This is a genomic window from Rhizobium sp. R693 (genome assembly GCF_002211315.1).
Classification (GTDB): Bacteria; Pseudomonadota; Alphaproteobacteria; order Rhizobiales; family Rhizobiaceae; genus Rhizobium.
In genome coordinates this window covers 208,098-225,991 of sequence record NZ_LOKY01000049.1, presented here as the reverse complement: position 1 = coordinate 225,991, position 17,894 = coordinate 208,098, and the positions used below count along the sequence as shown (strand labels likewise).

The 17,894-nt window shown below is 59.0% G+C and carries 24 protein-coding genes; 14 read left to right on the top strand and 10 right to left on the bottom strand.

Annotation, left to right across the window (positions count from 1 at the left end; genetic code table 11):
* The first annotated feature begins 366 nt into the window (after positions 1 to 366).
* Entirely contained in the window at positions 367 to 1,425 is a 1,059-nt protein-coding gene (hisC, locus tag ATY79_RS30120) for a histidinol-phosphate transaminase (RefSeq protein WP_088705770.1), read from the top strand.
* 238 nt (positions 1,426 to 1,663) lie between these two features.
* Complete coding sequence (locus tag ATY79_RS30115; RefSeq protein WP_088695005.1) at positions 1,664 to 1,888, top strand: hypothetical protein; 225 nt, start codon at positions 1,664 to 1,666, stop codon at positions 1,886 to 1,888.
* A gap of 126 nt (positions 1,889 to 2,014) precedes the next feature.
* On the opposite strand, the gene ATY79_RS30110 is transcribed toward ATY79_RS30115, so the two are convergent.
* The 3 genes from ATY79_RS30110 to ATY79_RS30100 form a co-directional block, all read right to left on the bottom strand.
* Positions 2,015 to 2,857 carry an aspartyl/asparaginyl beta-hydroxylase domain-containing protein gene (locus ATY79_RS30110; protein ID WP_088695006.1) on the bottom strand — a complete coding sequence of 281 codons (843 nt, stop codon included), beginning with the start codon at positions 2,855 to 2,857 and terminating at the stop codon, positions 2,015 to 2,017.
* 153 nt (positions 2,858 to 3,010) lie between these two features.
* Complete coding sequence (locus ATY79_RS30105; RefSeq protein WP_088695007.1) at positions 3,011 to 3,352, bottom strand: SMR family transporter; 342 nt, start codon at positions 3,350 to 3,352, stop codon at positions 3,011 to 3,013.
* A 15-nt stretch (positions 3,353 to 3,367) separates the two neighbouring features.
* Positions 3,368 to 3,928 (bottom strand): TetR/AcrR family transcriptional regulator, encoded by a 561-nt coding sequence (locus tag ATY79_RS30100; RefSeq protein ID WP_088695008.1) that lies wholly within the window; start codon positions 3,926 to 3,928, stop codon positions 3,368 to 3,370.
* A gap of 146 nt (positions 3,929 to 4,074) precedes the next feature.
* Between ATY79_RS30100 and ATY79_RS30095 the strand changes: the two genes are divergently transcribed.
* The gene (locus ATY79_RS30095; RefSeq protein ID WP_088695009.1) at positions 4,075 to 4,464 is read left to right on the top strand and encodes a group II truncated hemoglobin; all 390 of its coding nucleotides are present in this window, start codon (positions 4,075 to 4,077) and stop codon (positions 4,462 to 4,464) included.
* An 8-nt stretch (positions 4,465 to 4,472) separates the two neighbouring features.
* On the top strand, positions 4,473 to 4,841 hold the full coding sequence (locus tag ATY79_RS30090; RefSeq protein WP_088695010.1) for a DUF423 domain-containing protein: 369 nt from the start codon (positions 4,473 to 4,475) through the stop codon (positions 4,839 to 4,841).
* A gap of 181 nt (positions 4,842 to 5,022) precedes the next feature.
* Here the strand turns inward: ATY79_RS30090 and ATY79_RS30085 are convergent, their stop codons facing one another.
* The 5 genes from ATY79_RS30085 to ATY79_RS30065 all read right to left on the bottom strand — a co-directional run bounded on the left by ATY79_RS30085 (position 5,023) and on the right by ATY79_RS30065 (position 7,916).
* The gene (locus tag ATY79_RS30085) at positions 5,023 to 5,337 is read right to left on the bottom strand and encodes an antibiotic biosynthesis monooxygenase (protein ID WP_088695011.1); all 315 of its coding nucleotides are present in this window, start codon (positions 5,335 to 5,337) and stop codon (positions 5,023 to 5,025) included.
* A gap of 10 nt (positions 5,338 to 5,347) precedes the next feature.
* Positions 5,348 to 5,608, bottom strand: coding sequence for a hypothetical protein (locus tag ATY79_RS30080; protein ID WP_088695012.1), 261 nt, complete (start codon positions 5,606 to 5,608; stop codon positions 5,348 to 5,350).
* A complete protein-coding gene (locus ATY79_RS30075; protein WP_088695013.1) occupies positions 5,605 to 6,012 on the bottom strand; it encodes a DUF2325 domain-containing protein in 408 nt (135 codons plus the stop codon). Before ATY79_RS30075 ends, ATY79_RS30080 begins: the two co-directional genes overlap by 4 nt.
* A gap of 111 nt (positions 6,013 to 6,123) precedes the next feature.
* Positions 6,124 to 7,413, bottom strand: coding sequence for an energy transducer TonB (locus ATY79_RS30070; protein ID WP_088695014.1), 1,290 nt, complete (start codon positions 7,411 to 7,413; stop codon positions 6,124 to 6,126).
* 59 nt (positions 7,414 to 7,472) lie between these two features.
* On the bottom strand, positions 7,473 to 7,916 hold the full coding sequence (locus ATY79_RS30065) for a hypothetical protein (protein ID WP_088695015.1): 444 nt from the start codon (positions 7,914 to 7,916) through the stop codon (positions 7,473 to 7,475).
* A gap of 139 nt (positions 7,917 to 8,055) precedes the next feature.
* Between ATY79_RS30065 and ATY79_RS30060 the strand changes: the two genes are divergently transcribed.
* The 7 genes from ATY79_RS30060 (at position 8,056) to ATY79_RS30030 (ending at position 13,037) form a co-directional block, all read left to right on the top strand.
* Positions 8,056 to 8,238: a hemin uptake protein HemP gene (locus tag ATY79_RS30060; RefSeq protein WP_088695016.1), complete on the top strand. Its 183-nt coding sequence runs from the start codon at positions 8,056 to 8,058 to the stop codon at positions 8,236 to 8,238.
* 9 nt (positions 8,239 to 8,247) lie between these two features.
* Positions 8,248 to 9,300 carry a ChuX/HutX family heme-like substrate-binding protein gene (locus ATY79_RS30055; protein WP_088695017.1) on the top strand — a complete coding sequence of 351 codons (1,053 nt, stop codon included), beginning with the start codon at positions 8,248 to 8,250 and terminating at the stop codon, positions 9,298 to 9,300.
* Positions 9,301 to 9,308: 8 nt separating this feature from the next.
* On the top strand, positions 9,309 to 10,208 hold the full coding sequence (locus ATY79_RS30050; RefSeq protein WP_088695018.1) for an ABC transporter substrate-binding protein: 900 nt from the start codon (positions 9,309 to 9,311) through the stop codon (positions 10,206 to 10,208).
* Positions 10,208 to 11,320, top strand: a complete 1,113-nt coding sequence (locus tag ATY79_RS30045) for an iron ABC transporter permease (protein ID WP_088695019.1) — start codon at positions 10,208 to 10,210, stop codon at positions 11,318 to 11,320. The genes ATY79_RS30050 and ATY79_RS30045 overlap by 1 nt, the downstream gene beginning before the upstream one ends.
* A 10-nt stretch (positions 11,321 to 11,330) precedes the next feature.
* The gene (locus ATY79_RS30040) at positions 11,331 to 12,122 is read left to right on the top strand and encodes a heme ABC transporter ATP-binding protein (protein ID WP_088705769.1); all 792 of its coding nucleotides are present in this window, start codon (positions 11,331 to 11,333) and stop codon (positions 12,120 to 12,122) included.
* 141 nt (positions 12,123 to 12,263) lie between these two features.
* A complete protein-coding gene (locus ATY79_RS30035; RefSeq protein ID WP_189638102.1) occupies positions 12,264 to 12,626 on the top strand; it encodes a DUF883 family protein in 363 nt (120 codons plus the stop codon).
* Between the two features lie 9 nt (positions 12,627 to 12,635).
* Entirely contained in the window at positions 12,636 to 13,037 is a 402-nt protein-coding gene (locus ATY79_RS30030; RefSeq protein WP_088695021.1) for a hypothetical protein, read from the top strand.
* An 87-nt stretch (positions 13,038 to 13,124) separates the two neighbouring features.
* On the opposite strand, the gene ATY79_RS30025 is transcribed toward ATY79_RS30030, so the two are convergent.
* A complete protein-coding gene (locus ATY79_RS30025; protein WP_088695022.1) occupies positions 13,125 to 13,679 on the bottom strand; it encodes an RNA polymerase sigma factor in 555 nt (184 codons plus the stop codon).
* A 9-nt stretch (positions 13,680 to 13,688) separates the two neighbouring features.
* Entirely contained in the window at positions 13,689 to 13,850 is a 162-nt protein-coding gene (locus tag ATY79_RS30020) for a NepR family anti-sigma factor (RefSeq protein ID WP_245312480.1), read from the bottom strand.
* Positions 13,851 to 14,151: 301 nt separating this feature from the next.
* On the opposite strand from ATY79_RS30020, the gene ATY79_RS30015 reads away from it, so the two are divergent.
* The 3 genes from ATY79_RS30015 to ATY79_RS30005 all read left to right on the top strand — a co-directional run bounded on the left by ATY79_RS30015 (position 14,152) and on the right by ATY79_RS30005 (position 17,880).
* Complete coding sequence (locus tag ATY79_RS30015) at positions 14,152 to 14,946, top strand: response regulator (RefSeq protein ID WP_088695024.1); 795 nt, start codon at positions 14,152 to 14,154, stop codon at positions 14,944 to 14,946.
* A 171-nt stretch (positions 14,947 to 15,117) separates the two neighbouring features.
* Positions 15,118 to 16,152 (top strand): sensor histidine kinase, encoded by a 1,035-nt coding sequence (locus tag ATY79_RS30010; RefSeq protein WP_088705767.1) that lies wholly within the window; start codon positions 15,118 to 15,120, stop codon positions 16,150 to 16,152.
* A 366-nt stretch (positions 16,153 to 16,518) separates the two neighbouring features.
* Positions 16,519 to 17,880 (top strand): NAD(P)-dependent oxidoreductase, encoded by a 1,362-nt coding sequence (locus ATY79_RS30005; protein ID WP_088705766.1) that lies wholly within the window; start codon positions 16,519 to 16,521, stop codon positions 17,878 to 17,880.
* The last annotated feature ends 14 nt before the right edge of the window (positions 17,881 to 17,894 follow it).

Here is a 17,894-nt window from a genome sequence, read left to right as displayed (position 1 = left end):
TGCCGGAACGCGGGATTATGGTTTGCTGATCGCTTTCGTGACCGATCACCTCCCCTTCGTTGTCGTAGGCACTTTCCCTTTGGACCACCGTGGAAGCCCATTGAGGAAGCAAAAATTGCCGTAGGTCGTGATAGCTCAGAGAAACGCCGAGCATCCCGTTGAAGACCCCATGCGTCGACACGCACCGGAGCATCAGCAGCGCCCGGACCGCTTGCAAAATAGGGCTGCTCTAGCGGGAGCCACCTACCGAAAATATCTTCGTTGCGCTGGTTGCCGCCGGCCACCGATTTTGCGACGGTGCGAAATCAGCGGCTAAAGGGCTGCTTTAATTGCGGTATTTGCGACAGCATCGAATTGGAAGTTATAATGAGCCGTTTTTGGAGTCCGCTTGTTCATTGTTTGACGCCTTACGTTGCGGGCGAGCAACCGACAATCAGCGGATTGGTCAAACTAAACACCAACGAAAATCCCTACGGCACATCGCCACGCGCCATCGCAGCGATCTCAGAAGCGGCAAACGATACTCTCCGGCTCTATCCGGACCCGACAGGCTTACGGTTGCGCGAGGTGATCGCCGCCCGCTATGACCTCGATCCGAACGAGGTTTTCGTTGGAAACGGCTCCGACGAGGTTCTGGCGCATACTTTCCATGCTCTCCTCAATCATGAACAGCCGCTGCTTTTTCCCGACATAACCTACAGCTTCTATCCAACCTATTGCCGCTTGTACGGAATACGCTCTCGTCGAGTTCCCCTTGATGAGAACATGCAGGTTCGGATTGCGGACTACCAGCAATCCTGCGGAGCAATCATCCTGCCGAATCCCAACGCACCGACAGGCGTGGCGCGGCCGCTCGCTGAAATAGAGACCCTGATCGGAGAGCATCCTGATCAAGTGGTCGTTATCGATGAGGCATATGTGGATTTCGGCGGTGAAAGTGCGATCCCGCTCGTAAGGGAGTATCCGAATCTTCTTGTTGTCCAGACTTTCTCAAAATCGCGGGGTCTCGCCGGACTCCGCGTTGGCTTTGCGACCGGACAACGACCGCTGATCGAAGCACTGGAAAGGGTCAAGGATAGTTTCAACTCCTACCCACTGGACAGGCTCGCCTTGGCGGGAGCAATTGCGTCCTGGGAAGACGAAGACTGGTTTCAGCAGCACCGCGATTTGATTGTGGCGAGCCGGGAGCGTTTGACCATCGCTCTGCGAGCGCTTGGTTTTGACGTTCTCCGATCCTCCGCCAATTTTCTGTTTGCACGGCATCGCGAAAGATCCGGTGCGGAACTGGCGACAAGATTACGGGACAAAGCGATCCTGGTGCGGCATTTTCCGACGGAACGGATAGAAAACTATCTTCGTATAAGCATCGGGACCGATGCTGAGTGCGATAAGCTTTTGGCAGCTTTCCAACAGATACTGAGCTAAGGACAGCCGGGCGAAATTTTGCTCATTCGAGCGCAAAACTCCATTCAGCGTTCTTTAACGAAAACGGCACATATTAGCAGTGCTGGAAGTACCATATTAGTGCATGCGCGGCCGCCATTTCCTTTTTGATGCAACCGCGGCGGCCGCGTCTTAACCGACCTCATGCGCTTAACCATACCAGCTAACCACTAAATTAGCATCCAATTGAAAATACGGCGGATTGTGGCACCTTGCTGCCATGTCGAACATCAATTCTCCGAAATACAGCGCCGAAGACATGGGACGCTCGCGGGAATGCGAAGCCGTCTGCAAAACGGCAATCACCGATGTTGTCCGTCGCGCGGTAGCGGCGGGATGGCGGGAAGAGGAAATCGCTCTTCATCTCGCGGATGCTGCGGAAAACTATGTCATGTATCTGGCCACCAAAGCGAAACGCAAGGTGATGGCGGCCAACAACAACTGAGTAACCTTCGACCGCAGGCGCGATTCACTTCCATCGGCGTTGGCTCAGAACTTGACCATTTTGCGTTATCTGACGACAAAAGCCCCGCGCTAACGGAGCCTCTCTATTGGTTGCGCGATCGGGTGTTCAATTCTGCGGCCTGTTTCTGAAGGCCTCCGCTTCCGCGTAGAACTTCTTTTCCCATTCCTTGTGGTTATCCAACCCTTCACGAATGAATGGTGTAAACACCGCAAGGTTCATCAGCGCCCAGTTGACGATGCGAGCCGGGAACTTCAACGGCTTCACGAAATCGACGAAGAGCACCACGCGCGTCTTAGCGGTGTGGTTCCAGGCCTCGTGCTCGTAAGCATCGTCGAAAATCAGAACCTTACCTTCTTGCCAGTGGCAGATCTGATCCTTGACCCGGATGGCCAGCTTGTCCGCGGGCTCAGGCACGATCATGCCAAGATGGAGGCGAAGCACGCCGTTGTAAGGTCCACGATGAGCCGGCAGGTGCTTGCCGGGCTCGAAAATCGAGAACATGGCGGTTTTCAATCCAGGTATCTTTTGCACCGCCTCCCAGGTTTGCGGGCACGCTTTAATGTTCTGTTCCGATTTCACACCGAAACCGACAAGGAAGAAGGTCTTCCAGCCGCTATCGTTGGAAATTGTCTTCACGTCGGTCGAGATATCCTGGAATGTCGGCAGTTCGCTCTGCCGCACAAGCACACGGTCCAGTTCTGAACGGATCTGCGGCCACGCCTTCTCTATCTCAGAGGCCCATGGGAATGTTGCGTTATCATAAACCGGCGGATTGCCTAGCTTGGCGTACTTGAAATTCAGCCTTTCCGCCCACGCAACGACCCCCATGAAAAAGCGCGTGATCGCGCTCGCTCGATCCATCGGCGCGATGCCGGCGGTGTTGAAGGACTGGCCTCCCGTTGCGGATGGATTTTCAGAAAGGCCTACGTCGGCGGTACCGTCAGTCATGGGTTGTCCAATGCGTAGAATAAGCCGTGAAAAACTCAGGAGGATATGGATATGGCAGCATTTTTTCACAAGCCTGCGCGGAAGCGGTCAAATGTCGCGTCGACATCCGCGGGATCGCAGCGGCTCAAGGTGGTTAGCAAGATGCGCCCCAAATCAATGGGAAATGGATTTCGAGAAAACGTTAACCACCAGCACGCCGGCGATGATCAGCCCGAGCCCGATGATGGCAGGCGCATCAAGCCGCTGCTTGAAATAGACGAGGCCGACGGCAGAAATCAGCACGATCCCGAGCGCGCTCCAGATCGCATAGGCGATGCCCACAGGAATGATCTTTAGCGTCATCGACAGACAATAGAATGCGGCAGCGTAGCAGACAACCACAACAACCGCCGGCCCGACGCGGGTGAACTGCTGCGACAACTGCAGCGCCGTCGTGCCGATTACCTCAAGCGCGATCGCAGCAAAAAGCAGCGCGTAGACGGCGGCGGGAGCCATAGCGGGAGTCCTACTCTACTTGTTGGTCAGTTCGACGAGACGTGCAATCAGCGCAGACCGATCGCCGCCGTTATCATGGCTGCCGAGCATGTCGGCAAGCCAGAGGCCATCGGCCGCAAACCGAACGATCTGCGCATCGACGGACGAATCCGTACCGATATATTCCTCCGTCCGCTCCTGCACCCATGCGCGCCAGCGCTGACGAAGCCGTGGCTCCGCGAGCAGCGCCACGGTGATCTGCGCCCAATGGGCGGCTTCGTCGGGGCTTTCCCTGAGATCGGCGACGGCATGCAGATAGGCGCGGCTGAAGCGACCATGCGGCACGGCGTCTTCACGCATGCGCTCATCGATATCGGCGTCGAAGCGATCCAGGAGGCTTTCGAAAAGGGCATCCAAGAGCGCATTCTTCGTCGGGAAGTGGTGCAACAGTCCACCCTTACTAACCCCTGATGCGCCGGACACGGCATCCAGTGTCACAGCCGCGATACCTTGCTCCATCGTCAGCCGAGCGGCTACGTCCAGCAATTGCTGGCGTACGATGAGAGGCTGCTTACGGCGATGATGAGCGAGTGACATGGCGATAAAAGATACCGTCCAGACGGTTTTGTCAAGGGATTTGTGAGCGGCAGGCAGACGACGGGCGAATTGCCGCGGAGCGTTCCAGGCGGTTGCAGTCCCGTTCCTCGCGGTGCATTAAGAGTTCGATTTCGAGGAATGGAACCGTGACGGAAAAAGTCATTACGCTTTATGAGGCAATTGGCCGCGATGCGGTCGTGCGTGCGCTGACGCGCCGCTTCTATGAGCTGATGGAGACGCTGCCAGAGGCAAGGCACGTTCGCGCCGTCCACCCGCCGACGCTGGAAGACAGCGAGGAGAAATTTTACGAATACTTGACCGGCTATCTCGGCGGCCCGCCGCTTTACACCGACAAGCGCGGCCATCCGCGCCTCAGAAGCCGGCATTTCGTTGCCGAGATCGGCCCTGTGGAGCGCGAGGAGTGGCTGCTCTGTTTCCGTCGGGCACTTGAGGAAACCATCGCCAATCCGAAGCTGCGCGAGATCATTCTCCCGCCCATCGAGCGGCTCGCATATCACATGCAGAACAAGGAATAGAACCAACCATGACGCTGAACGCGCGTATTGCGCCGCTATTCTATCTGGTTGCCGGCCTGTTCGGTTTTGCCGGCGTGGCGCTGGCTGCAGCCGCGGCGCATGGTGGTGGCGACGCGCACCTGGTTGCTTCCGCCTCGGCAATGTGCCTGGCGCACGCCCCCGCCCTGCTTGCTCTTGCCATCGGCGCTGAAAAACTCCGGACCGCATGGCTCGCCGGCATTCTTATAGGCGTCGGCACAATTCTGTTTGCCGGTGATCTCGTCGCCTTGCGCTATGCGGGTTCCGGATTGTTTCCGACGGCCGCGCCCACCGGCGGATTTGCCATAATGTTCGGCTGGCTAGCGATTGCTGCGGGCGCTTTCGTCCGCCCACGCTGATCGACCAGTTGAAGAGTGTGCGTCCAGACCGCTGTAGATTGCCATGCGGGTCATGGACATAGAACTCTTTGCCCTACGGCCGGCCGTCGCTTCAGGGAGGTCAGACGCGCCCAACCGCTTCTCTTGATGTTCTGCGTGGAGCGCGGCAATCCGACCGCCACCAAGATCGAACTCGGCCCCTTCAGATGCCGGGCACGACGTTGAAACCTTCGAAAACTGGCGGCCCTTTGTACATGGCCTTGCGCTCGCCGGCACCGCGGTGCGCGGCGCGGAAGTTTTCAGACTTCGTCCAGTTCAGGAAGTCCTCTTCGCTCTGCCAGAGCGTATGCGAGGAAAACAGGGTGTAGTCCTCCTCCGTATTCGTCTTGCCCCGTAGTAGGCGGAACTCAACGAAGCCGGGAACCTGCGAGAGGCTGGAATCGCGATTGCGCCAGACATTCTCGAAGTCTGCCTCGGACCCGATCGCAACCCTGAAGCGGTTCATCGCGATATACATAAAATGACCCTCAAGCTTTGTTTTTCGCGCCCGCGCGCGCCGCCGCGAAGGCCACGACATTATTGCCGTTAGCAGCCTCCAGTCCAAGCGGCTTCTGCCCGGGCATCCGTGCCTCCCAGAGGGGAAACTCCGATACGTTGGGATAGTCTCTGCGTCGCTCGGCATTCCGGAGCAGCAGTTCGTAAAGTTCCGGCACAAGGCCGTCGCCTCTTTGAGCGGCAAGCTTGTGCAGGCCGATCATCATGACCCCGTCAGGGCGTTCTTCATTCATCGGGAATTGTCTCGCTCGTTCATTGTCTGCAGCGCACGTTCCAGACTCGACTTGCTGCCGTTTCGAAGCGGGATGAAGGCCTTGCCGAACTTCTTGCAGCCGGTCTTCACCCGCAGGCAGGCATCGTGGCTGATACAGTCGATCGGGCAGAAAACGCAGTCGACCGAGGGAAGCACGGTATCGATTCGGGAGACCGCCTCGCGCAAACCGCCGTCGTGATGGATCAATTCTGCCCCGAAGTTGCTGGCAATTTGGCGAAGATGCGCCACCTGGCAGTCTCGTCCGCCGACATACAGGAAACTGCGTCCGTCAAGTTTGGACTGCCCGGACGTTTCCTGAACGGACCCGACAGCGGCGTTGACGCGGATCTCGCGGTTGGAACCCTTCTTCGTCTTTCGAGCCATTTCCCACCCGTTCGCTCGTTGATCGTCACACGATTCCTGCGTGTGCGAGCGGACCTTATTAAACTTGATTTTTAGAGTAAAGTATAAAGTTGATTATAGAAATCATATTTATCAACGCCCCGTCACCTGAACGTCCTGACTGAACGACCAGACTGGTTTCCCCCACTCGGCAGGGAGTGGAGGGAACGGCGCGGCGCGGCGGATACCCTCGACAACAGCTTGATCCAGCTCGGGAATGCCTGAGCTACGCGCGATCGAAACACCGTTCAGATCGCCGCTGGCCCCGATTGTCAGGCGAACGCGAACACTCATGGATGTGCTCATGCGCTTGTATTCCGACGGCACCTTGACGGAACGACGGATCCGGGATTGCACTTTGCCGGGATAATTGGCGACAGCCGCACTTCCCGCACCGCCACTGCTACCAGCCCCACGCGAATTCTGGTTCGATGTTGCCGTCTCGGTCCCGTCGGCGGACCCTCTCTTGGAATCCTGCTTGTTTTCACCGCCGGATCCTGCGGATGGTTGAGCCTTCTTCGGCGGCTCCTTCTTCTCGATCGGCCTTTTGACGGGCTTTTCCACTTTCGGCTTGGGCTCAGGCGTCGGCTTATCCGGCTCGGGAGCAACCGTTGCCGTTTCCACCGGTTGAACCGGCCTGATCTCTTCCGGCGCCGCTTGAGCAACCGGAGGCGTTTCTGCAAGAACCGCGGGTGCTATCTGGGTCGCCATAGGCTGCACGACGGACGTCTCAGCCGATGACAACGAGGTCAGAACCTCCGGTTCAGCGGCAACGATATTCTCCGGTGAGACGCGAGTGACTTCTTGCGCGGGCGCAACGGCCACCGGCTCGGTAGGCGCCGTCTCCGTCGGGGTCGCCGCGGTCGGCTGCACCGTCTGCGTTTGCGCGGTCTCGGCCACGATCTGCTCGGGCTTTGGCTCCTCAGCCTTCTCACCCGCCGCCGCTTGGTCCGCCTCCGAATCGCCAAGGATGATGACACTCACCACTTCGCCGGCCTCTTCGACCGGATCCTGCGGTGTGACGACAAACCCGGCGACTAGGATTGCAATGACCGCCGCGTGACACGCGAAGGAGCTCAGACAAGCCATCACCACGTTGCGCTGACGTGGTCTTGCGCTCTCTTCCTTTTCGACGCTTGCATCCATCGACGGCGCGGCAGCGACGCTGCTGCTCGCGGTTTGCGGGTCCTGTGGGAAGGACTCGATTAAGGCAAGGCGTGCGTAGTGGAGCGTAACCTCGGCGGCTGGCTGGCGCGGCACATTGCGAAGGTCCGACAATTCATGCCCCGGATGCATGCCGGGATTGTTGTCGTTCATTTCGCCGTCAGCGACCGGTTCCTCAACGAGAATGATTCTCGATTCGGATTTTGCTGGAACTGCCATTTGTGCCTGCCTCGGCCCGTTGAAACAGAAAATCGCCGGCTGTCATGCCGCCGAGACAATCAACCCTCGAAGGGAACCGAAACCTGAGAACGGGTCACAAGACCCTTCATGCACTCGCCTGCAGCCGGCCCGTCACAGACCGGCGCATCGTTGATCAGCAGGCGCGTCACGCTCTCGCACTTGACATTCGGCATGTCGAACTGACGGACGCGCTTCTTGGCCTGCGGCAGATCGCGGAAGTCCAACACGGTGACCCGGTCGACCGCATTCTTGTCGTTGAAGAAAGCAAGCTCGAAGGAGATCTTGTTGATCGGCGCGGCGAGATTGTTGAGCGCAACGAAGGTCATCATGCAGCCCTTCTGTGAAGGCGCGAGACCGTTCAACTCAACTTCAAGGCCCTTGGCCGCCGACGCTGCTGCTACATCCTGAGCAAAGACTTGCGAGGCACCCGCAACCACGATCAGACCGCTCGTCAAAAGTGCCGCAACCTTGCTCACTGCCATTCCTCCATCAGTAGGATCTAAAACTTGACTTATAAACTCCGCTATTGCGTCATTAAAAAATGATGACTATGAAAGTCAAGATAATTATGGGTTTTCCCGGCGTTGGGCGCCGCGGATCGAGCGGAAATAACCGACCGAAATGATGGTTGAGAAGCCAGATAGCTTTAGTCACGCGTCGCTGCAGCGCGACCCAACGGCAGAAATGCGCGTTCTGGAAAGTGCAGACATTTTTCGCGGAGCGACCGAGATCATGATCCGTCACGACGGCGTGGTCTACCGCATGAAAATCACCCGTCAGGGCAAACTCATTCTCAATAAGTAGGGCTAGGACATGACTGAAACCACGAAACCGGCTCCCGCCGACATTCGCGCATTCCGTGCAGAGAATCCGAAGATGCGCGAGCGCGATATCGCCGCTCAGCTTCAGATTTCGGAAGCAGCGCTTGTTGCAGCCGAGGTCGGCATCAGCGCAACCCGGATCGACGGCAGCGCCTTGAAGCTCCTGGAACGGGTCGCCGAACTCGGCGAAGTCATGGCTCTTTCCCGCAACGAAAGCGCTGTTCACGAGAAGATCGGCGGTTACGAGAACATCACCGCCGGACCACACGCGTCGATCGTGCTTGGCGAAAACATCGACCTGCGCATTTTCCCAAATCGCTGGGCACATGCTTTCGCCGTCTCCAAGAAGGATGGCGACCAGGAGCGCCTGAGCCTCCAATACTTCGACAAGGCCGGAAACTCCGTTCACAAGATCCATCTCCGCCCGAACTCTGACGTCGAGGCCTATCACGCCATCGTCCGTGATCTGAAGCTTGAAGACCAGTCGCAGGAGTTCGTCGCGGATCTGACGCTCTCGTCCCTGGATGAAAGCGGCGAAGTCACCCGCGATGAACTGCGCGAGCACTGGAGCAAGCTCACCGACACGCATGAATTCTTCGGCATGCTGCGCAAGCTCAAAATTGGCCGCCAGGCTGCCGTTCGCACCGTCGGCGACGACTATGCATGGCAGCTCGGCAACACGGCGACGACAGAGATGATGCACGCTTCGGTGACCGCGGGCCTGCCGATCATGTGCTTTGTCGCTAACAACGGCGTCGTGCAGATCCACTCCGGCCCGATCTTCAACGTGCAGCCGATGGGCCCGTGGATCAACGTTCTCGATCCGACCTTCCACCTGCACCTTCGTCAGGATCACATTGCCGAGACCTGGGCCGTGCGCAAGCCGACGAAGGACGGCCATGTAACCTCGCTCGAGGCCTACAATGCCGAGGGTGAAATGATCATCCAGTTCTTCGGCAAGCGCAAAGAAGGCAACGACGAGCGCGACGATTGGCGCGCCATCATGGAAAACCTGCCGCGCGCAGAAACCAGCGTCGCGGCTTGAGCAAGGGGATGACGATGCGTAAGGAACCGCAGAGCAAGCGGCTTCAGGTGATGGCGTTTTCGGTGGCAGCTATTGTGCTGTCGCTGGCTCCCGTCTCGAATGGTACAGCAGCCGATAAACTGGATACGACGCGTCTCGTAGCCGTCGGCGGCGATGTCACCGAGATCATCTATGCGCTCGATGAGCAGGATCGGCTGATCGCTCGCGACTCGACCAGCATGTATCCGGAAGCGGCCATGAAGCTGCCCGATGTCGGCTACATGCGCGCCCTGTCGCCCGAAGGTATCCTTGCGATGAACCCGACAGCGATCATCGCGATCGAGGGATCAGGACCGCCGGAGGCGCTGAACGTGCTGAAGAACGCGAGCGTCCCATTCGAGACGGTGCCGAACGCCTACACGCGCGAAGGGATACTTGCGAAAATCGATCGGGTCGGCGAGCTGCTCGACCAGCCCGAAAAGGCAAAGGCATTGGAAGGAAAGGTCGGCGCGGACCTGGACGCCGCCATCGCCGACGCCGCCAAACGTCCCGAAGGCGAGCGCAAGCGTATCCTCTTCATCCTCAACATGCAGGGCGGCAAGGTCATGGCCTCCGGAACAGGCACTGCGGCCGACGGCATCATCACGCTGTCGGGCTCCGTCAATGCTGTCGGCAATTTCCCCGGCTACAAGCCGCTGACCGACGAAGCGATCATCGAGGCCAAGCCTGACGTCATTTTGATGATGAACCGTGGCGACGGGTCGGCCATAAAGAATGAAGATCTTCTCAAGCAGCCGGCGCTGGCCCTGACGCCTGCCGCGCAGAACAAGGCGATCATCCGCATGGACGGCCTGTACTTACTCGGTTTCGGCCCCCGCACCGCAAGCGCCGTCCGTCAATTGAACGTGGCGATCTTCGGGGGCGAATAATGGCCCTGCAGGATGCTATGCGACGGAAGCGCGCGATGTTTTCGCTGACAGGTCTCCGGGAGCTTCACCGGGCTGGCGATCGCAGCCGCCTCGCCCTGCTGACAATCCTTCTGCTTGCAGTCGGCTCCGTCCTGTCCTTGCTGTTTTCGGTGACAACGGGTGCTTCCAACGCCTCGTTCCTCGACGTCATCGCCAACGTGGCCGGCTCAGATGATGCGCTGAACGCCAGAGACCGGATCATCATCTTCGATATCCGCATGCCCCGAGCGATCCTGGGTTTGCTGGTCGGTGGCTCGCTTGCCGTCTCGGGTGCGATCATGCAGGGTCTTTTTCGAAATCCGCTTGCGGATCCCGGCCTTGTCGGCGTTTCCTCTGGGGCGAGCCTGGGCGCGGTCGTGATCATCGTGCTCGCCAGCACCTTTGCCGCGCCACTTTACACGCTGCTGGGCATCTATGCGCTTCCGATCGCCGCGTTCGGCGGTGGCCTAGCCAGTACGTGGCTGCTCTACCGGATTGCAACGGGGAACGGCCAGACCTCGGTCGCCACGATGCTGCTTGCCGGTATCGCGCTTGGCTCGCTTGCTGGTGCGCTCACCGGACTGCTGATCTACATGGCCAACGATCAGCAACTCAGAGACCTCACTTTCTGGGGCATGGGATCACTTGCCGGGGCGACATGGGCGAAGATTACGGCCGCCGGGCCGATCATTCTTCTCTCCTTTGCCGCCATACCGTTCATCGCCAGTGGTCTGAATGCCATCACGCTTGGCGAAGCGACGGCCTTTCACATGGGTGTCCCCGTTCAACGGCTGAAGAATATCGCCATCGTCAGCGTCGCCGCAGCGACGGGTGCTTCGGTCGCGGTCAGTGGAGGCATCGGTTTCGTCGGCATCGTGGTTCCGCATGTGCTGCGCATGTCAATCGGCCCTGATCATCGCTTCCTGCTGCCTGCCTCGGCGCTTCTTGGCGGCTCTCTGCTGATTTTCGCCGATGTCCTTGCCAGGACCATCGTCGCGCCGGCCGAATTGCCGATCGGTATCATAACGGCGGCTGTCGGCGGCCCGTTCTTCCTTTGGATTCTGTTGCGCCATCGCGCACGCCTTGCCATTTGAGTATTAAGCAATGATCGAAGTATCCGGTGTTTCCGTGCGCCTTTTCGGCAAGACCATTGTTAGCCAGGTCGGCTTTGCCGCGCAGGCTGGTCAGCTGACGGCGATTGCCGGCCCAAACGGATCAGGCAAGACGACCACGATGAAGGCGGTCTCCGGCGAACTCCCCTACTCCGGCTCCATTCGGCTCAATGAGCAGGAAGTGACCGCGCTGCAGCCATGGCAACTGGCAACGATGCGTGGCGTGCTGCCGCAGGCAAGCACCATCTCTTTCCCGTTCACGGTGCGCGAAGTGGTCCGCATGGGCCTCACGACTGGCGTCAACCGCAATCCCGAGAAAGCGGAGCAGACCGCCGCGGAAGCGCTGAGCGCCGTCGACCTCGGCGGCTTCGAAGGACGCTTCTATCAGGAGCTTTCGGGCGGCGAGCAGCAGCGCGTGCAACTCGCCCGCGTCCTCTGCCAAATTGCCGAGCCGATTGTCGACGGAAAGCCGTGCTGGCTTCTGCTTGACGAGCCGGTATCCAGCCTCGACATCAGCCACCAGCTGACAATCATGACCTTGGCGCGCAAATTCTGCGAGGCTGGCGGCGGCGTCATCGCCGTCATGCACGACCTCAACCTGACCACGCTTTTTGCCGACCAGATCATTCTTATGAAATCCGGCCAAGTGGCTGCCAGCGGCAGCATCCGCGAGGTACTGACGGACGAGACTATGGAGTCCGTCTTTGGCTGTGCTCTGCGGATCAATCAGGTTCCGGAAGATGGCACGCCTTTCGTGCTTGCTCATAGTGCGGTCCAAACGTGATGCAATCCAGCGTAGCGGAACTTTTGACCGGCGCCCGCGTTAAGCAATTGACGATGTAGGTCATTGCCGGGCGACAATCTTCATGCAAACTTCGGCGACGGCCTTGTGTTGAACCAGGCCGCGTCCGAGCGTGCCTTACCGATGGAGAAAATCGTGGCCTCTTCGCTCCTCCACCCCATCCGCAGCCGACGCAATGGCGGCGGCACGCTGCACAACATTGAATCCACCATCGAAGAGCAGATCGAGTCTCTTCGCGAGGAGATCGCAGCACTGACGAAGATTGCTGGGAAGCAGTCGCGGAAATCGAGTGATCGCATCCGCTATCAGGCAGCGGCCAGCTACGACGACCTGCTCGCCCGCAGCGAGGACCTAATCCACGAATTGCAGGAAGGCTACCTTCGCGGCGCGAGCGAAGTGCGCAACACCGTGCGCAGGCACCCGGTCGCAACCGTCGGCGCGGCGGCAGCCTTCGGGCTTGTCCTTGCTCTCCTTGCCCGCCGTTAAGGAGGCTAGATGCTCTTCCCGCTCCTCAGCCTGCTGGTAGGCACGAGTGTTCACCGGACCGTTGCGCGGACCAAGCGCAACGGTATTTTCGTTGCAATTGCCGTCGTACTGTTGTTGACCGCCTACGCGCTCGCCGTCGTGGCTGGCGCGATATGGCTCTCGGGCATTTACGGTCCGATCGGCGCAGCACTCTTCCTTGCTGCCGCGGCGCTGCTGATTGCTGTCGTTGTTCTCATCGCCATGATGGTGATCAATGCGCAGGAGGCGCGTCGCGCCAAGGAACGCAAGCAGGCGCTGGAATCACTTGCCGCAGTCGGCATCGGCCTCGTACGGGCCCAGCCCCTGCTGACGGCCGGGGTCCTCGCGGCGATCGTCATGGCCAATCTCATGGGCTCGAAGCGAGACGACTGACGCTTAGACAGCTCTACCGTGATACACGACACGAGAAAGGCCGGCGCTCGCGGGCGACCGGCCTTTCTCGTGTCGTCTATACAGGTATCAGAAGGCAAAGGCTTTGGAGGTAAGCGGCGATGATGTCGCGTCTGGTCCGAAATCCGCCTCGCCCGAAATCTGAAGGAGCTCCTGCAGACGCTGACGAGCGCGGTTCACGCGGCTCTTGATCGTACCGACTGCGCAACCGCAGATCTCGGCGGCCTCCTCATAGGAGAACCCGGAGGCGCCGACCAGAATGATCGCTTCACGCTGGTCCGGCGGCAATTGATCGAGCGCCTTCTTGAAATCCTGCAGATCGAGCGCCCCATACTGGGCCGGGTGCGTCGCCATGGACTCGGTGAACAGGCCATCGCTGTCCTGAATCTCGCGTCCACTCTTGCGCATCTGGCTATACAGCTCATTGCGCAGGATCGTGAAGAGCCAGGCCTTCATGTTGGTGCCCATCTCGAAATGATCCTGCTTCGCCCAGGCCTTCATGATGGTATCCTGAACGAGATCATCAGCGCGGTCGTGCCGGCCAATCAACGAAATCGCAAAGGCTCGGAGGCTGGGTAGCGACGCGAGAAGCTCGCGCTTGAAGCTTGGTTGCTGCTTTTCCATGGAGCCACCTTACTTCACAGCCTTGGCCGACGCCACGAGTTCGGCCTGGTCAAGCTTCTCGAGCAAATCGAGAAAGCGGTCCGGAATCGCCTCGTCCTGCACGGCAGCATAAAGCGATCGCAACTTCACGCCGATCTGGCTGTTCGGGTCCAGGATATCGCTCGCGCGCATTTCCAGCCGCTGCCGATCCTTTTCATTTTTCCGTGCCGTCATCAATCGTCGTCACTTTACTTTGTTATCCACTCGTTCTGCCACGTCGCCTTAAGTTTGTCATAACTAACTCAGCCGCTTAGACCGGCTGATCAGTGAACATCCCGTCGCGTGTCATGAAACAAATGCGATGAGCCCTCTGTTTGTAGGCACGATAATGCCGCTGAGAAAAAAAAGTTCCTATATGCCAGGAACATTTTTACAGTCCGTCGCGTTTTAACCGCCATTGAGGCCGTTCACCGGCCGCTAGTGGGAGCTTTAAATGACACTTTCGACTCGAATTGCGCCGCACCTTCCTTACTTGCGTCGTTATTCCCGCGCGCTTACTGGAACGCAGACGTCGGGCGACGCCTATGTGGCCGCCGTGCTCGAGGCGATCATTACCGACATATCCATTTTCCCGGATACCGCGGATGACCGCGTCGCATTGTACAAACTTTTCACCACGCTGTTTGGTTCCGTCACGATCCAGATTCCAGAACCTGCCTCACCATACGTGTGGGAACAGCGCGCGACGCTGAACCTTGCCAAGGTTTCGCCCCGTGCCCGTCAGGCTTTTATCCTCGCCTCCGTCGAGAACTTTCGGGTTGCCGAGATCGCCGAAATCCTGGGCGAGGAAGACGACGAAGTCGTCAGCTTGCTCGACAACGCGTCACGCGAGATCTCTCGCCAGGTTGCCACGGACGTCATGATCATCGAGGACGAACCGTTGATCGCAATGGACATCGAACAGATGGTGGAAAGCCTCGGTCACCGCGTCACCGGGATCGCGCGCACGCACGCAGAAGCGGTTGCCCTCTACAACAAGACCCGTCCAGGCATGGTTTTGGCAGATATTCAGCTTGCCGACGGCAGCTCCGGTATCGATGCGGTCAACGACATTCTCAAGACAGCGAGCGTGCCGGTGATCTTCATCACCGCCTTCCCGGAACGATTGCTGACCGGCGAACGCCCGGAGCCGACGTTCCTGGTCACGAAGCCGTTCAACCCCGATATGGTCAAGGCATTGATCAGCCAGGCGCTTTTCTTCAACGAATCCACCAAGGCGGCGGCCTGAAGGAGTTCGCGCCTTGAGGAACAATAGGAACGGAAGGGCGTTTCGGTGAGACTGGGACGCTTTTCCGGCCTTAGGCTTTTTTTCAGCGCCCTCCTCTAGGATGAGCTTCCCGATCAATGGGCATCTCTCTCAGCGGCACCGAGAGAGGATCAATATGGGAAAGGCGACTAGGTGAATAGGAGTGAACCTGTGCCCGGCATGCCCTTCGCGCTGGAGAATAGAGCGGCGCTATTGCAGCGCGCCCTCGGAAGTGCCGGAATATCAGTGATCTACCAGGATCCTGGCCTGTCGATAATCTACGCTGACAACCTTCCTCCGCATTTTCAGCCGGCTGCGATACCAGGTGGTACAGACGCCGATCTATTCGGTGAGGCACATGGGCGCAATCTGGAGAAGATGAAGCGGCAGGTCTTCGAGACCGGCAAATCGGCTACCACCGAGGTCGAAATTTCGGTCGACGGAGAGATGCGCACCTACGAGCTGAAGATCGAGTGTGTTGGCACCGACCGGACCCTCGGGCTGCTTTCCGTCATTTCCGAGGTGACGGACGCGCGGCACCGCGAAAAGGTGCTGAAGTCCCTTCTTCGCGAGCTATCGCACCGCTCGAAGAACCTTCTCGCCATCATTCAGGGCATTGCCACACAAACGGCCCGCAACACCATCTCGCTGGAGGGCTTCCTGGTGAAGTTTCGCGGGCGACTGCAGTCCCTGTCGAATTCACAGGACTTGATTACCGACTCCAGTTGGCGTGGCGCATTCCTGTTCGAACTCGCTGAAAAGCAGTTCGCCCCCTACTGGCCCGAAACGGCCGGACCGGTGCCGATCACAGGGCTCAACGTCCACCTGACGCCCAACGCCGCTGTCCACGTCGGCTTGGCGTTGCACGAATTGATCGTTAACTCCGCCACTTACGGCGCAATCGCCGGCAGCACGCCCGCCGTTACCCTCAGCTGCCACGAAATCGCCTCCGCCGGGCGAAGGGCAATCGAGGTTTCGTGGGCGGAAACGCTCTGCGATGCAACCGAAGTTCACGAGTTCAGCGAAAACAGCTTCGGCAAAACAGTGCTGGAGCGCGTCGTGCCCTCCTCAGTCAACGGCAAGGCCGAGCTGACGCTGGTACCTGGACGCATCGAATATCACCTGACAATCCCCGACGCCGAATTCGAAATTCTTAGGCGCCCCCCTCAAAAAGCGGCAATGCGCTAAACGAAGAACAGCCAGTGCGAGGGCGGCGCACCGGCTGTTCTTTCACTCACCGGGAGGGGACCGTGAGTACGTCCAAACGATGGGTTGGGGGCGCGCATGTTGGGTCGATGCGGTCATCGTTTGGATACCGCAGTAACGGTCAAGTATCCAAATGGTTCCCGGCACAGATCAGAAAAATTTCGATTTCTTTGTTTTTTTATTTGCAGGCGGCAAGCACGAGCAAACAGCCCTCTCCAACGGTAAAAATAGCGGTATTAAAACAATAAGATAGATATTAGTTTCTTTAAAAAATTTACCGTTTGATAAATTTTTGAAGCTGAGTTACGCTTCCCTCACTGGCCGTTTACCAATAATGAGGGAACTTCAATGGAACGACTGGGAACTGGGATTCGTGCTGGCCGGCTTTCGCCCGCCGAGTACGAGTCGAATTTCTCCGATCTTCATCCGCGCCTCGACAAGCACGAGGCGCTGGTCGCAGCTGACCGCTGTTATTTCTGCTACGACGCGCCGTGCATGACGGCCTGTCCCACCTCCATCGACATTCCGCTCTTCATCCGTCAGATCGCCACCGGCAATCCGCTCGGATCGGCAAAGACGATCTTCGACCAGAATATTCTGGGCGGCATGTGCGCCCGCGTCTGTCCCACCGAAGATCTGTGCGAGCAGGCCTGCGTGCGCAACACGGCAGAGGAACGCCCTGTCGAAATCGGTCGTCTTCAGCGCTACGCCACCGATACGGCGATGCAGGCGGACAAGCAGTTCTACAGCCGCGCCGCCTCGACCGGAAAGAAGATCGCCGTGGTCGGCGCCGGGCCTGCCGGCCTTGCCGCTGCCCATCGCCTTGCGGTGAACGGCCATGACGTCGTCATCTATGATGGCAAGGCAAAGTCCGGCGGCCTCAACGAATACGGCATCGCTACCTACAAGGCGGTCGACGACTTCGCCCAGAAGGAAGTCGACTACGTCCTCGCGATCGGCGGCATCGAGGTGCGCCACGATCAGCAACTGGGTCGTGATTTCTCGCTTGCCGATCTCCAGTCGCAGTATGACGCCGTCTTCCTCGGCATCGGCCTTGCCGGCGTCAATGCGCTGCGCGTCGAAGGCGAAAGCCTGCCCGGCGTTGATGACGCTGTCGATTTCATCGCCGGCCTGCGTCAGGCCACCGATAAGGGCGAGGTAGCGATTGGCCGCCGTGTCGTCGTTCTCGGCGGCGGCATGACCGCCATCGACGCCGCCGTGCAGGCAAAGCTCCTCGGCGCCGAGGAGGTAACGATCTGCTATCGCCGCGGCAAGGAGCACATGAACGCCTCCGAATTCGAGCAGGATCTCGCCACCTCCAAGGGCGTCATCATCCGCCATTGGCTGGCGCCGAAATCCATTCTTGCGCAGGACGGCAAAGTCGCCGCGATCGAGGTGGAGTACACCAAGCTGGTCGATGGCCGCCTGTCGACGACGGGCGAAACCGGCGTCATCGCCGCTGATCAAATATTCAAGGCGATCGGTCAGACCTTTGAGGCGTCAGGCCTCGGTGAGCTGCGCATGGAATCCGGCCGCATCGCCATCGATGCGGATGGCAAGACTTCGCTCGACGGCGTCTGGGCCGGCGGCGACTGCGTCGTCGGCGGTGACGACCTGACCGTTTCGGCAGTCGCACAGGGGCGCGACGCCGCTGAATCCATCAACCGTATGCTTGCTGCGGGCGCGCAGCCGGCCGTTGCCGTCGCGTGAAGGGGAGAATGAAC

Coding starts and splice junctions, on each gene's coding strand:
- hisC (WP_088705770.1), top strand. CDS start 367: ATGAGCCGTTTTTGGAGTCCGCTTGTTCATTGTTTGACGCCTTACGTT.
- ATY79_RS30115 (WP_088695005.1), top strand. CDS start 1,664: ATGTCGAACATCAATTCTCCGAAATACAGCGCCGAAGACATGGGACGC.
- ATY79_RS30110 (WP_088695006.1), bottom strand. CDS start 2,857: ATGACTGACGGTACCGCCGACGTAGGCCTTTCTGAAAATCCATCCGCA.
- ATY79_RS30105 (WP_088695007.1), bottom strand. CDS start 3,352: ATGGCTCCCGCCGCCGTCTACGCGCTGCTTTTTGCTGCGATCGCGCTT.
- ATY79_RS30100 (WP_088695008.1), bottom strand. CDS start 3,928: ATGTCACTCGCTCATCATCGCCGTAAGCAGCCTCTCATCGTACGCCAG.
- ATY79_RS30090 (WP_088695010.1), top strand. CDS start 4,473: ATGACGCTGAACGCGCGTATTGCGCCGCTATTCTATCTGGTTGCCGGC.
- ATY79_RS30085 (WP_088695011.1), bottom strand. CDS start 5,337: ATGTATATCGCGATGAACCGCTTCAGGGTTGCGATCGGGTCCGAGGCA.
- ATY79_RS30080 (WP_088695012.1), bottom strand. CDS start 5,608: ATGAATGAAGAACGCCCTGACGGGGTCATGATGATCGGCCTGCACAAG.
- ATY79_RS30075 (WP_088695013.1), bottom strand. CDS start 6,012: ATGGCTCGAAAGACGAAGAAGGGTTCCAACCGCGAGATCCGCGTCAAC.
- ATY79_RS30070 (WP_088695014.1), bottom strand. CDS start 7,413: ATGGCAGTTCCAGCAAAATCCGAATCGAGAATCATTCTCGTTGAGGAA.
- ATY79_RS30065 (WP_088695015.1), bottom strand. CDS start 7,916: ATGGCAGTGAGCAAGGTTGCGGCACTTTTGACGAGCGGTCTGATCGTG.
- ATY79_RS30060 (WP_088695016.1), top strand. CDS start 8,056: ATGATGGTTGAGAAGCCAGATAGCTTTAGTCACGCGTCGCTGCAGCGC.
- ATY79_RS30055 (WP_088695017.1), top strand. CDS start 8,248: ATGACTGAAACCACGAAACCGGCTCCCGCCGACATTCGCGCATTCCGT.
- ATY79_RS30050 (WP_088695018.1), top strand. CDS start 9,309: ATGACGATGCGTAAGGAACCGCAGAGCAAGCGGCTTCAGGTGATGGCG.
- ATY79_RS30045 (WP_088695019.1), top strand. CDS start 10,208: ATGGCCCTGCAGGATGCTATGCGACGGAAGCGCGCGATGTTTTCGCTG.
- ATY79_RS30040 (WP_088705769.1), top strand. CDS start 11,331: ATGATCGAAGTATCCGGTGTTTCCGTGCGCCTTTTCGGCAAGACCATT.
- ATY79_RS30035 (WP_189638102.1), top strand. CDS start 12,264: ATGGAGAAAATCGTGGCCTCTTCGCTCCTCCACCCCATCCGCAGCCGA.
- ATY79_RS30030 (WP_088695021.1), top strand. CDS start 12,636: ATGCTCTTCCCGCTCCTCAGCCTGCTGGTAGGCACGAGTGTTCACCGG.
- ATY79_RS30025 (WP_088695022.1), bottom strand. CDS start 13,679: ATGGAAAAGCAGCAACCAAGCTTCAAGCGCGAGCTTCTCGCGTCGCTA.
- ATY79_RS30020 (WP_245312480.1), bottom strand. CDS start 13,850: ATGCGCGCGAGCGATATCCTGGACCCGAACAGCCAGATCGGCGTGAAG.
- ATY79_RS30015 (WP_088695024.1), top strand. CDS start 14,152: ATGACACTTTCGACTCGAATTGCGCCGCACCTTCCTTACTTGCGTCGT.
- ATY79_RS30005 (WP_088705766.1), top strand. CDS start 16,519: ATGGAACGACTGGGAACTGGGATTCGTGCTGGCCGGCTTTCGCCCGCC.